The 13,128-nt window shown below is 28.0% G+C and carries 13 protein-coding genes and 1 pseudogene; 1 reads left to right on the top strand and 13 read right to left on the bottom strand.

What is annotated here, in order from left to right:
* Window position 1: 1 nt before the first annotated feature.
* Window positions 2–1,147: a non-hydrolyzing UDP-N-acetylglucosamine 2-epimerase gene (wecB, locus tag HMPREF1092_RS10570; RefSeq protein ID WP_002598666.1), complete on the bottom strand. Its 1,146-nt coding sequence runs from the start codon at window positions 1,145–1,147 to the stop codon at window positions 2–4.
* 141 nt (window positions 1,148–1,288) lie between these two features.
* On the opposite strand from wecB, the gene HMPREF1092_RS10575 reads away from it, so the two are divergent.
* The gene (locus HMPREF1092_RS10575) at window positions 1,289–1,783 is read left to right on the top strand and encodes a deoxycytidylate deaminase (RefSeq protein ID WP_002598667.1); all 495 of its coding nucleotides are present in this window, start codon (window positions 1,289–1,291) and stop codon (window positions 1,781–1,783) included.
* Between the two features lie 113 nt (window positions 1,784–1,896).
* On the opposite strand, the gene HMPREF1092_RS10580 is transcribed toward HMPREF1092_RS10575, so the two are convergent.
* The 12 genes and pseudogenes from HMPREF1092_RS10580 to prfA form a co-directional block, all read right to left on the bottom strand.
* Complete coding sequence (locus HMPREF1092_RS10580; RefSeq protein ID WP_002598668.1) at window positions 1,897–2,841, bottom strand: ABC transporter ATP-binding protein; 945 nt, start codon at window positions 2,839–2,841, stop codon at window positions 1,897–1,899.
* 12 nt (window positions 2,842–2,853) lie between these two features.
* Window positions 2,854–3,846 (bottom strand): annotated as a pseudogene (locus tag HMPREF1092_RS10585) (ABC transporter ATP-binding protein).
* Between the two features lie 8 nt (window positions 3,847–3,854).
* Window positions 3,855–4,772, bottom strand: coding sequence for an ABC transporter permease (locus HMPREF1092_RS10590; protein ID WP_002598671.1), 918 nt, complete (start codon window positions 4,770–4,772; stop codon window positions 3,855–3,857).
* An 11-nt stretch (window positions 4,773–4,783) separates the two neighbouring features.
* Window positions 4,784–5,731 carry an ABC transporter permease gene (locus HMPREF1092_RS10595; RefSeq protein WP_002598672.1) on the bottom strand — a complete coding sequence of 316 codons (948 nt, stop codon included), beginning with the start codon at window positions 5,729–5,731 and terminating at the stop codon, window positions 4,784–4,786.
* A gap of 49 nt (window positions 5,732–5,780) precedes the next feature.
* Window positions 5,781–7,418, bottom strand: a complete 1,638-nt coding sequence (locus tag HMPREF1092_RS10600) for a peptide ABC transporter substrate-binding protein (RefSeq protein ID WP_002598673.1) — start codon at window positions 7,416–7,418, stop codon at window positions 5,781–5,783.
* A 385-nt stretch (window positions 7,419–7,803) separates the two neighbouring features.
* Window positions 7,804–8,367 carry a recombinase family protein gene (locus tag HMPREF1092_RS10605; RefSeq protein WP_002598674.1) on the bottom strand — a complete coding sequence of 188 codons (564 nt, stop codon included), beginning with the start codon at window positions 8,365–8,367 and terminating at the stop codon, window positions 7,804–7,806.
* A gap of 270 nt (window positions 8,368–8,637) precedes the next feature.
* Entirely contained in the window at window positions 8,638–9,267 is a 630-nt protein-coding gene (gene upp / locus HMPREF1092_RS10610; RefSeq protein WP_002598675.1) for a uracil phosphoribosyltransferase, read from the bottom strand.
* 20 nt (window positions 9,268–9,287) lie between these two features.
* Window positions 9,288–9,737, bottom strand: coding sequence for a ribose 5-phosphate isomerase B (rpiB, locus tag HMPREF1092_RS10615; RefSeq protein WP_002598676.1), 450 nt, complete (start codon window positions 9,735–9,737; stop codon window positions 9,288–9,290).
* A 62-nt stretch (window positions 9,738–9,799) separates the two neighbouring features.
* Window positions 9,800–10,252, bottom strand: a complete 453-nt coding sequence (locus tag HMPREF1092_RS10620; RefSeq protein WP_002598677.1) for a low molecular weight protein arginine phosphatase — start codon at window positions 10,250–10,252, stop codon at window positions 9,800–9,802.
* Between the two features lie 14 nt (window positions 10,253–10,266).
* Entirely contained in the window at window positions 10,267–11,310 is a 1,044-nt protein-coding gene (locus tag HMPREF1092_RS10625; protein WP_002598678.1) for an L-threonylcarbamoyladenylate synthase, read from the bottom strand.
* Between the two features lie 17 nt (window positions 11,311–11,327).
* Window positions 11,328–11,915: a hypothetical protein gene (locus tag HMPREF1092_RS10630; protein ID WP_002598679.1), complete on the bottom strand. Its 588-nt coding sequence runs from the start codon at window positions 11,913–11,915 to the stop codon at window positions 11,328–11,330.
* Window positions 11,916–12,044: 129 nt separating this feature from the next.
* Window positions 12,045–13,127 carry a peptide chain release factor 1 gene (gene prfA, locus HMPREF1092_RS10635; protein ID WP_002598680.1) on the bottom strand — a complete coding sequence of 361 codons (1,083 nt, stop codon included), beginning with the start codon at window positions 13,125–13,127 and terminating at the stop codon, window positions 12,045–12,047.
* Between the last annotated feature and the right edge of the window lies 1 nt (window position 13,128).

Raw genomic sequence — 13,128 nt, forward strand, 5'->3', positions numbered from 1 at the left:
ACTATTTAATATATTCGTTAACTTTTTTATCACTTAATCCAAAATATACCTCTATTGCATCACAAATTCTTTTTGAAGCTAATCCATCACCATAAGGATTTACAGCTTTACTCATGATTTCATAAGCTTTTTCATCTCTTATTAATAAATTTGCTTCACTTGTTATTTTAGTAACATCTGTTCCAACTAATTTAACAGTTCCATGTGATACAGCTTCTGGTCTTTCTGTAACATCTCTTAAAACTAAAACTGGTTTTCCTAAGTGTGGAGCTTCTTCTTGTAATCCACCTGAATCTGTCATTACCATAAAGCATTTGTTCATTAAATTGTGAGTTTCTTTAGTATCTAATGGATCTAAAAGATGAACTCTTTCTTTTCCACCTAATCTTTCATAAACAACTTCTTTAACTATTGGGTTTAAATGTACAAGATAAACTAATTCAACATCTTCATTTTCTTCTACAATTTTGTTTAAAGCTTCACAAATATTTTCTATTCCAGCACCCCAGTTTTCTCTTCTATGTGCAGTTATCATTATTACTTTTTTGTTTTCAAAGTCTATTTTATTTAATTCTTCTGTTTCAAATATAAAATCTTGCTCTACTGTATGCTCCATAGCATCAATAACAGTATTTCCTGTTATAAATATATCTTCCTCTTTAATACCTTCTCTTAAAAGGTTATTTTTTGAACCTTGAGTTGGTGCAAAATGTATATCTGCTAAAGCTCCTGTAAGCTTTCTATTCATTTCTTCTGGGAATGGAAAATATTTGTCAAAAGTTCTAAGTCCAGCTTCTACATGCCCAACTTTTATTTGTTGATAAAAAGCTGCAAGTCCTCCTGCAAAAGTAGTTGTAGTATCCCCATGAACTAATATCATATCAGGTTTTTCTTCTGCAAAAACTTCTTCTAATCCCTCTAAAACTCTATTTGTTATGCCAGTTAAAGTTTGTTTGCTTTTCATAATGTTTAAATCATAATCTGGCGTTATATCAAATTGTTCTAGAACTTGATCTAACATTTCTCTATGTTGAGCAGTAACGCAGACTTTAGATTGAATTCTTTCTCTTTTTTCTAGTTCTTTAACTAAAGGTGCCATTTTTATTGCTTCTGGTCTAGTTCCAAATATAGTTATTATTTTTTTCAATTTAGTTTCCTCCTGGTTATCTATAGTTAATTTATTTTTTATTTAAACTTAATATAAATTATTTCGCTTTTTCCTCTATTTTATTATAATGTACTTATAACCTAAAAACAATTAAAGCAATAATATTTAAGGAGTGATTTTATGAAAAGATCTGACTTCATATCTTGGGATGAATATTTTATGGGGCTCGCTCTTTTATCTGCAAAAAGAAGTAAAGATCCAAGTACTCAAGTTGGTGCATGTATAGTTAGTCAAACTAACAGAGTTTTATCAGTTGGATATAATGGATTTGCTTTTGGGTGTTCAGATGATGAGTTCTCTTGGGAAAGAGAAGGAGAATTTTTAGAAACTAAATATCCATACGTAGTTCACGCTGAATTAAATGCTATTTTAAATAATAGAGGTGTTTCTTTAGAAGGAGCAAAATTATATGTTGCATTATTTCCATGCAATGAGTGTGCAAAAGCCATAATTCAAAGTGGAATAAAGCAAGTTATATATTTAAGTGATAAGTATGCTGATACAGATATAGTTAAAGCTTCTAAAAAAATGTTTACTGCTGCTGGAGTTAGATTAACTCAATTAAAACCATCAATTGAAAAAATAGAACTTTCTTTTAATGTAGATGATATTTAATTTAAATAGACCTCATATATTTAACTATATGAGGTCATAATTATATATTATTGATATTTAACTCAAATTTTAAGTAACATAATATTTTAATAAAATTTATACTATCTATTTTTTTAATATAAATGACAAGCTACAAATTGTTTGTTCCCTACTTCTTTTAATCTTGGAATTTCTTTAAGACATTTATCCATACAATAAGAGCATCTATTTGCAAATTTACATCCTTTATAATCTTCCATTGGATTACCTACTTCACCTTCTATTTTAACTTTATTTCTTTTCTCTCCTCTCATTGAAGGAATTGCTGATAAAAGCAATTTAGAATATGGATGAAGTGGATTTTTATATAATTCATCACTTGGTGATAATTCTATAAGATTTCCTAAATACATAACTCCAACTCTATCTGAAATATGTCTAACCATTGATAAATCATGAGCAATAAAAAGATATGTTAATCCTAATTTATTTTGTAAATCTATTAATAAATTCACAACCTGAGCTTGTATAGATACATCTAACGCTGAAATAGGTTCATCACAAACTATAAATTGTGGTTCAACTGCTAATGCTCTTGCTATTCCAATCCTTTGTCTTTGTCCCCCAGAAAATTCATGTGGAAATCTTGAAGCATGACTTTTATTTAAACCTACTAAATTCAGTAATTCATAAACTCTTTCTTCTCTCTCTTTTTCTTTGTAAAGTTTATGTATATCTATTCCTTCTGCAATTATATCCCCAACAGTCATTCTAGTATTTAATGATGCATAAGGATCTTGAAATATCATTTGTGCTATTCTCGCTTTTTCTTTTCTATCTTTTAAACTTTTATTTTTTAATGGCTTTCCATTTAAATATATTTCTCCATCTGTTTTTTCATATAATCCTATAACAGTTCTTCCACAAGTAGTCTTTCCACACCCAGATTCCCCAACTAATCCTAATGTTTCTCCTTTTTCTATATAAAAGCTTACATCATCTACAGCTTTTAAAACTTTATTTTTTCCTACATTAAAATGTTTCTTTAAATTTTTAACCTCTAATATTTTTTCTGCCATTCTTATCCCCCCTTATTCCACACTTTCAGCATACTCATGTGTTAACCAACAACATGTAAAATGTGTAGTTGATAAATCTGTTCTTTCAGGCATTTTTTCCTTGCATATTTCCATAGCATATTCGCATCTTGCACAAAACGGACATCCTATTGGCGGTTCTAATAAATCAGGTGGAGTTCCTCCAAGTGAATATAGTTCACTTTTTATATCACTATCTAAAGTTGGCATTGATTTTAGTAAAGCCCATGTGTAAGGATGTTTTGATTTTTTAAAAACTTCCTCTACTGTTCCACCTTCTATTATTTTTCCTGCATACATTACATTTATTCTATCTGCAAATTCTCTAACTACTCCTAAATCATGAGTAATTAAAATAATTGATGTTTCCATTTCCTCTTTTAATTCATGAATAAGTTCCATAATTTGAGCTTGTATAGTTACATCTAAAGCTGTTGTTGGCTCATCAGCTATTATAATTTTTGGATTACAAGCAATTGCCATAGCTATAATAACTCTTTGTCTCATTCCTCCTGATAACTCAAAAGGATATTGATTTATTCTTTGCTCAGGATTAGTTATATGAACTGCTTTAAATAATCTTATTGCTTCTTCTTTTGCTTCTTTACTATTCATATTTCTATGAATTTTTAAAACTTCTGAAATTTGTTTTCCCAATTTCATTGTTGGATTAAGAGAAGTCATAGGATCTTGAAATATCATGCTTATCTCTTTTCCTCTAAGGCCTCTTAATTCTTTATTAGAATATTTTAATATATTTTTCCCTTAAAAAAGTATTTTTGAATTTTTATCTATAGATGCAATTTTTTCTGGTAAAAGGCTCATTAAAGATTTAGCTGTTACACTTTTTCCTGAACCTGATTCACCTACAATTGCTAACATTTCTCCTTTATCTAATTCAAAATTTACTCCTCTTACAGCTTTAACTACTCCTGCATAAGTATTAAAATTTATATTTAAGTTTTTAACATCTAATAATTTTTCCATAAGAACACCTACTTTCTTAATCTTGGATCTAATGCATCTCTCAACCCATCACCAAATAAATTGAAAGTTAGCATTGTTAATGCTATAAACATAGCTGGGAATATTAATTGACTTGGATAAAATAACATTACTTGTTGCCCTGCTGATGCCATTGCTCCCCAACTAGTTTCTGGTGGCTGAATTCCTAAACCTATAAAGCTTAAAAATGCTTCTGCAAATATATAACTAGGTATATCAAAAGTTATATATACAATAATTATTCCTATTGTATTTGGTAGCATATGCTTTAGTATTATTCTAAAAGAACTTCCACCTAAAGCTTTAGAAGCCATTACATATTCTGAATTTTTAAGCTTCATTACTTCTCCACGAACCATTCTTGCAATACCAGTCCATCCAGTAAGAACTAAAGCAATTATTAATGGAATTATTCCAGTTCCTAACCTTACTGAAATTAATATAACTATTATTAAGTAAGGAATACTATTTAAAATTTCTACAATTCTCATCATTATAGAATCTAATTTTCCACCAAAATATCCACTTATTCCACCATATAATATTCCAAATGTACACTCTATTAAAGTTCCAACAAAAGCTATTAAAAGTGATACTCTTCCACCAATCCAAATTCTATCAAATAAATCTCTTCCTAAACTATCTGTTCCAAATAGATGTTTTAAAGAAGGCCCTAAATTCATTTCATCTAAATTTTGTATTTTATAATTGTCTCCTGCAATCATAGGTTGTACTATACACATTAAAACTAAAATTAAAAGTACAATTAAAGAAGCCATAGCTACTTTATTCTTTTTTAATCTTCTAAAAGCATCTTGAAAATAAGTTAAATTAGGTCTATTTATTTCTTCACTACTATTTTTATCTATTCCAATTCTTTTAAACTTTTCTCTAGTTATTTCTGCCATAATACCCCTCCTTATGATTTTCCAAGTTTTATACGAGGATCTATTAAGCTATATAAAATATCAACTATTAATATAGATAATATAAATAACGCTGAAAAGAATATTGTTAATCCCATTATTACGTTATAATCCTTTGTATAAATTGCATCTATTAAAGCATTACCTATTCCAGGTACAGCAAATATTCTTTCAATTACTACTGTTCCAGTAATTATTGTTGCTATTTGTGGCCCAAGTATAGTTACTATTGGTAATATTGAATTTCTTAAAATATGTTTTAAAGAAATATCTCTAAAAGATAATCCTTTAGCTTTTGCAGTTAAAATATAATCTTGTCCAATAACATCTAAAACTGAAGCTCTCATATATCTTGCATAAGTTGCAATTCCACCAAAGCTAAGAGCAATAGTTGGAAGTATTGCAAATTTAAATCTTTCTAAAAACGGGGTTGAGCTATCATACCAACCTGCAATTGGAATTCCAGCTGTTCCTCCAAAAAATGATTGAATTAATGTAGCTAATACAAAACTTGGTATCGAAACTCCTAAAATTGCAATTATCATAACACCAAAATCAATTGGTGTATCTCTTTTAAATCCTGCAATTATTCCTAGAAATACTCCTACAACTAATCCAACTGCTACAGCTCCAAGACCAATTCTAACTGAAGCTGGAAAATTATCTTTAATTTTATCGTTAACTGTTACACCTGGAGTTACAAAAGATTCTCCTAAATCTCCTTTTAAAAGATTTTTTAAATATAAAATATATCTTTCAGTAATAGGTTTATCTAATCCATATTTTTGTTCCATAGCTTTTGCTACATCTTTTGGTAATTTTTTAGCTTGAGAACTAACTGGATTTCCTGGCATACTATTCATTAAAAAGAAAGTTGCAGTAATGACTACAAACAAAGTTATAATCATTAAAGCTATTCTTCTACCAAAGTATCTAAACATTATTATTCACTCCCCTAAAATTTATTTATATCCAATTGATAAGTCTCCTTTAAGAAATTGAAGTCCATCTTAATTGATAAGTTCCCCCAAACCTAGGTAATTCTAATCCTTTTACATATTTCTTTTGGAATGAATATATTTCTTTAAAATAATTTGGCGCTACTGCTGGATTATCTACCACTTCAATTCTTTCAACTTCTTTATATATCTTTAATTTTTCATTATCATCTGTCATTGTTTTTATTTTTGATAAAAGTTCATTTACTCTTTCATCATTATATTTACCATAGTTACTTCCATTTTCAGGAGTAAATAAATCTAAGAATGTCATAGGGTCATTATAATCTGCTCCCCATCCTGAGCTTGACATATCAAATTCCCCCTTATCAACTTTACTTAAAAAGTCTGAAAAATCTGCTGAAGTAACTAATTTAACATTTACCCCTATAACTTGTTTCCAAGTATTTTGCATATATTCTCCTTGCATTTTACTAACTGCATCACTATTTTGTAGTAAATAGTTTATTTCATACTTACTTGGATCTGGATCAAGTCCAAGTTCTTTTAATCCCTTTATAAATAAATTTTTAGGATCTTCATTCATTACCTCTTTTAAAGGTTCACTAACCTCACTTCTATAATTTATATTTCCAACTTGAATCCCCTCTGGAACTAATCCATAAGCTGGTATATTTCTTCTCATTACTTTTTCAGTTAATCCTTCTCTATTAATTGCAATTGATAAGGCTAATCTTATATTCTTATTTTTAAGTAATTTATTACTAGAATCTAAATTATATAGTGTATAGAATACTGAAGAACCTACCTCATTTATTTCATTCCACTTTCCTTCTTTAACACCATCTTTAAGTGGTTTTAAATATTCTCCAGCACCTGCAATTACATCTAATTGATTACTAACAAACATTTTATAAGCTGTATTTGATTCTTTTATTTCAGTAAATTTAACTTTATCAAGTTTTACTTCTTTTGCATTCCAATAATTTGGATTTCTTACTAATTCAATTTTTCCACCTTTTTGCCACTCTGAAACCATAAATGGTCCACTATATACTTGTGTATTTAAATTAGAACCATACTTACTTCCATATCTATTGACTACATCTTCTCTTTGAGGTGCTAAAGCTGGAAATGCTACTATTTGTGTAAAATATGATATTGGTTCTGATAATTTAACTATTATAGTACTATCATCAGGTGTTTCTATTCCAACTTCTGATGCTGGAACTTCATTTTTAAAATATTTTTCTCCATTAACAACCCCAAATAAGAAGAATGAATATGGTGCTCCTGATTTTGAATTTAATAATCTCATCCATGCATATTTATAATCTTTTGAAGTTAATGCTTTTCCATCACTCCATTTTAAATTTTTCCTTAACTTAAATGTATAAGTTTTTTTATCACCACTTACTGTATAACTCTCTGCTGCTCCAGGTATTATTTTATTATCTTTAAAAATCAATAAATTTTCCTGTGTATTTTGTATTATATTAAAAGAAACCTCATCACTACCTTTAACAGAATCTAAAGTTTTTACTGCTCCTGTAACTAATCTTAGAGTTTTCTTATCTTTCGTCTCTTTTTTGCTGCTGTCCCCACAAGCTGCTAATGCAAATGAAACTACTGATACTAAAAAAGCTAGCATTATTATTTTTTTCTTCATATAGAAAGCCCCCTTCCGAACTGCTTAAGAAAGATATTATCAAAATTTACACTAATTTGTTATTTATAATTTGAAAATAATATATTAATTTTGAATTTTTATTAAATTTGACTTTCTATAATTATTCTTATTTTAATATTATTTATTTCACATTATTAATTTAATACACTTGTATTTCATACAAACACAACTGTGTTTAGAATATAGCTTTTGGAACTAACCTTATAAAACATTAAAAATAAAATAATTAAACTTTTATACCTATATTAATTTTTAATTTATATTTTAAATTTAGATATTTAATAAAAAACTAATTTAATAATTAATATAAGTATTATATTTATCTAATAAAAAAATCTAAGAGTTAAAATAAACTCTTAGATTTCTATCTACTTTTCTTTACTTCTCTAATTAAAGTACTTTTACTTATTTTAGTTAATTGACTTACCTCATTATAGCTTAAATCTCCACCATTTACTGCTAATAAACTCAATGCATGATCTAGCTGCTTTTTTGTATACTTTTTTGGCCTTCCATCTTTAAAGTCTTTATTTTTCTTAGCTATAATTTTTCCTATTGTAGCATTTTCAATTAAAGCATCTTTTTTAAATTGAACCATACATCTAAACGTATCTATTATTTTTTTATTTTCTATTTTATTATCAATAATTCCTAAATCTAATACTTTTACACTTCCACCTTTTTTAAGTATTTCCTCAACTATATTTCCACAATCTATTATCTCTCTAGAAAAATTTATCAAACTCTCAACTACAATAGTATCTCCTTCTTCTATTAATGATAATAAATTTCTTAAATTTGGCCTTTTATTTGAGTATGTACTAGAAGAATCATAAAGTATTTTATCGCATTTTTCTTTTTCTAAAATATTTATTTTTTCTAATAATTGCCCTTTTTCTTCATTAATTCTGATATATCCATATAACATAGAATTGCCCCCTAAACTATATTTTGATACCAACTTATGAACCGAAATTTTATGTAAATTTTTTACACTAAAAAATTTTTTAATATAAAGTTGTTACGAAATTAATAATTATATTTAAACATAGTTTTAATATATTTCTTTCTATTATACGCCACATATTTTATGAATTTTATTCATTTTTTGTATCTAAATAATTAAATTTATGTAAATAAAAGCTGTAAGAATCTAAAATATTTAGAATCTTACAGCTTTTAAAATTATTTTAATTAATTATTTAGTTCCAAATAATCTATCTCCAGCATCTCCTAGTCCAGGTACTATATATCCATGCTCATTTAATTTTTCATCAATTTGAGCTACAAATATATCTACATCTGGGTGTGCTTCTTTAACCATTTTTATTCCTTCTGGTGAAGCTATTAAACACATAAGTTTTAAGTATTTAGCTCCTCTATTTTTAAGCATTGTTAATGCATCAGCAGCTGAACCTCCAGTTGCAAGCATTGGATCAACAACAATAACCTCTCTTTCAGCTATATCTTGTGGTAATTTACAGAAATACTCTACTGGTTGTAAAGTTTCTTCATCTCTATATAATCCTACATGCCCTACTTTAGCTGCTGGTATAAGATTTAAGATACCATCAACCATTCCAAGACCTGCTCTTAAAATTGGAACTACAGCAAGCTTCTTACCAGCAAGCATTTTACATGTAGCAGTACATATTGGTGTTTCAATTTGTACATTTTCTGTTGGTAAATCTCTAGTAACTTCATAAGCCATTAACATTGCTACTTCTGAAACTAATTGTCTGAAATCTTTTGACCCAGTTTCTTTATTTCTTATAAATGCTAATTTGTGTAGAATTAGCGGATGATTAATTTCTGTTACTTTACTCATAATTTAATTCCTCCAAAAAACTATTTATTGTATTTTTCTTCTATTTTTGAAATTTTATCAAGTCTTTTTTGGTGTCTTCCACCTTCAAATTCTGAATTGATAAAAGTATCAACTATATCTAATGCTAATCCAGGTCCAACCACTCTTTGTCCCATAGCAAGAATATTAGCATTATTATGTTGTCTTGTTGCATGAGCACTAAATGTATCTGAACATAAAGCTGCTCTTACTCCTGGTACTTTATTAGCTGAAATACTTATTCCAATTCCTGTACCACATACTAATATTCCTATTTCAAATTCTTTATTAGCTACTGCTTCTGCTACTGGAAGTGCATAGTCTGGATAATCACATGAATCATTTGTCATAGGACCAAAATCCTTAATTTCATGCCCTTTTTCTTTTAAATGCTTAATTATTTCATTTTTTAACTCAAATCCACCATGATCTGAACCTAATGCAATTTTCATAACTTTACCTCCAAATTTACTTTAATCTATAAAAAAAGAAAGTAGTAGAACATAAATAAAATTTATGCTCTTCCTTCTTCCTTTATTTTATCTAAAACAATAGGCATTAATCCCTTTAGTTTTCTATATATTTTTTCATAAACACTAATTGAGCTACCATAAGGGTCTAAAATTTCGCCACTTACGCCAGCATATTCGCATATTGAAAATATTTTTTCTTTATATTTTGGAAAATTCTCTTTTATAAATTCTCTTGAATAATTAGTCATAGTTAAAACTAAATCAGAATCTCTTAATTTATCTTCATTAATAGAAATAGCTTCCCTACCTCTTATATCAATGTTTAAATCATTTAAAATTTCCATAGCAGCATTTTCCGTAACAACACTACCTTTAATTATTGATATTCCTGCTGATTTTGCAATTATTAAATTTTCAGATTCTATTTTATTAAATATTGCTTCTGCCATAACACTTCTACAAGTATTTACAGTGCAAACAAAGAGAATATTCATAAAAACCTCCAAAATTAAACTGTTATAATATCATATCCTGCTGCTTTATTAAGCCTATTCATAATAGCAATACCAAGTCCTTTTTCTTCAAATCCCTCTGCTAATATAATATCAACTCCAAGTTCATTGAATTGTCTAAGAGCTTCAAAAAGATTGCTTGCAACCTCGTCTAATCTCTTATAACTTCCTATTACTATCTTTTCTCCTAATTTATAGCTGTCTTTTGATTCTTCTGTTGCCAAAATTCCAACTTTTCCTCCAGCATCTATATAATTGTGTACCATTTCGTTTATTTTTTCAATAGTTTTTTCTCGATTTCCAAGAATTATTTTTAATTTAGCGTTTGGTGCATAGTGTCTATACTTCATTCCTGGAGCTTTAGGCTTAAAGTTACTATCATTTCTTAATAAACCTTTATCTATCTCTATATCTTCTCTAATAGTTCTAAGCATTTCTAAAGTAATTCCACCTGGTCTTAAAACTAATGGTGGCTCAACTGTACAATCAACTATTGTTGACTCTAAACCAACATCACATTTTTCCCCACCTATAATGTAATCAACTTTTCCTTTTAAATCTTCCACACATACATCTATAGTTGTTGGACTTGGTCTTCCACTTATATTAGCAGATGGTGCTGCTATAGGAACTCCTGATTCTTTTATAAGTTCTAATGCAACTTTATTATTTGGCATTCTTATTCCTATTGTATTTAAATTTGCACTTGTTTGCATTGGTACAATATCTCTTTTTTCTAATATTAAAGTAAGTGGACCTGGCCAAAATTTTTCCATTAATTTTTTAGCTACTTCCGGAACATTTTTAACATATTCATCAATATCTTTTGATGCTACATGTATTATTAAAGGATTATCTTGAGGTCTTCCCTTAGCTTCAAATATTTTTTTTACACAATCTGCTTTTAGTGCATTTGCACCTAGTCCATATACTGTTTCTGTAGGAAATGCTACTATTCCATCTTTTTTTATACATTCTGCTGCTTCTTTTATAAACTTACTATCTTCTTTTCCATCTAAAACATAGACTCTTGTTTCCATGTTAATGCCCTTCCTTCTTAATCTATAGTATATCCTCTTGATATTTTTATATTTTGTATAGCCTCATCTGTGTAACTTGATCTAGCACAATATGTAAATAAATCTCCTAACATTGTATATTTTTTTAATCCGCCTTTTTTTAATATAAGATAATAAAAAACCTTATCGGGATTCACATTCTTAATCTTTTTATATTCATCTCTCATTTTAGGATATTTTCTTAAAAGCCCCTCTACTACTGGTTTAAATCTAGAATTTCTAAATTTTATTGTACTTATTACTATAACCTTCATATCTTCTTCTATACCTTGTGTATGAATTAAAGCTACTTGATCACATAAAATAAGATTCTTCTTATTAAATAAACCAGTTTTAAATGTTAGTTTATTATTTAAATATTTATATTCTAATTTGAAGCTATCTATCCTTTTTAGAATTACTAATATTATTAATAATTCCATAATTATTGCATAACCTATGAAAAAGCCATCTATAATACTTGTTGCCCATAATGACCCAGGTATTATTATAGCTAAAATACACATGTAAATATAAAACCTTATATTTTTCTTCTTCTCTACTCTTAATGCTTTATTTATATCCATACAAGAGCCCTCTCCCTTAAGTACTTCTAATAGATAAATCTAAAGGTGAATAAAAACAATAATTAAACATTAATTTTTTGTTTTATTATTGTTCATTCACCTTATAAAAAATTTTCAATTATTTAAAAATTAATTAGCAGTATTACCCATTAATTTCATTTTTTCTGCTTGGTCAGCAGTAATAAGTGCATTTATTACTTCTTCGATATCTCCATTTAAGAAAGTATCTAATTTATATAATGTTAAACCAATTCTGTGGTCTGTTATTCTTCCTTGTGGATAGTTGTAAGTTCTTATTCTTTCACTTCTATCTCCAGTACCAACTTGTGATTTTCTATCTTCAGCAATTCCTGCTCTTCTTTCTTCTTCAGCTAATTCATATAATCTAGCTCTTAAAACTTTCATAGCTTTTTCTTTGTTTTTAAGCTGTGATTTTTCATCTTGACATGAAATAACTATTCCTGTTGGAAGGTGAGTAAGTCTAACTGCTGAGTCAGTTGTATTTACACATTGTCCTCCATTACCTGATGCTCTAAATACATCAAATTTAATATCTTTTTCATTGATTTCAACTTCTACATCATCAACCTCTGGTAATACGGCAACTGTAGCTGTTGAAGTATGAATTCTACCACTTGATTCTGTATCAGGAACTCTTTGTACTCTATGTACTCCACTTTCATATTTAAGTTTTGAATAAGCTCCTTGACCTTTTATCATGAATACAACTTCTTTAAATCCACCAATTCCAGTTTCATTCGCATCCATTAGCTCAACTGCCCATCTGTTACTTTCTGCATATCTTGTATACATTCTGAAAAGATTAGCTGCGAATAAAGCTGCTTCATCTCCACCAGCACCTGCTCTTATTTCGACAAATACGTTTTTATCATCATTAGGATCTTTTGGTAATAAAAGAATTTGAATTTCATGCTCTAATTTGTCTCTTTTTTCAGTTAAATCATTGATTTCTTCATGAAGCATTTCTCTCATTTCTTTATCTGATTCTTCTTCTAACATCATTTTATTAGCTTCTAAATCTTCTAAAGTAGTTTTGTAATCTCTATAAACACCAACTAGTATTTCTAGTTCAGCATGTTCTTTACATAACTTTCTCCATTCAGCTTGATTTGCCATTATAGATGGATCACTGATTTTTACTGAAAGTTCGTCATATTTATTTTCTGTAAATGCTAATTTATCTAATAACATA

Origin of the sequence: Clostridium thermobutyricum, assembly GCF_000371465.1 — a bacterium.
Taxonomy (GTDB): Bacteria; Bacillota; Clostridia; order Clostridiales; family Clostridiaceae; genus Clostridium; species Clostridium thermobutyricum.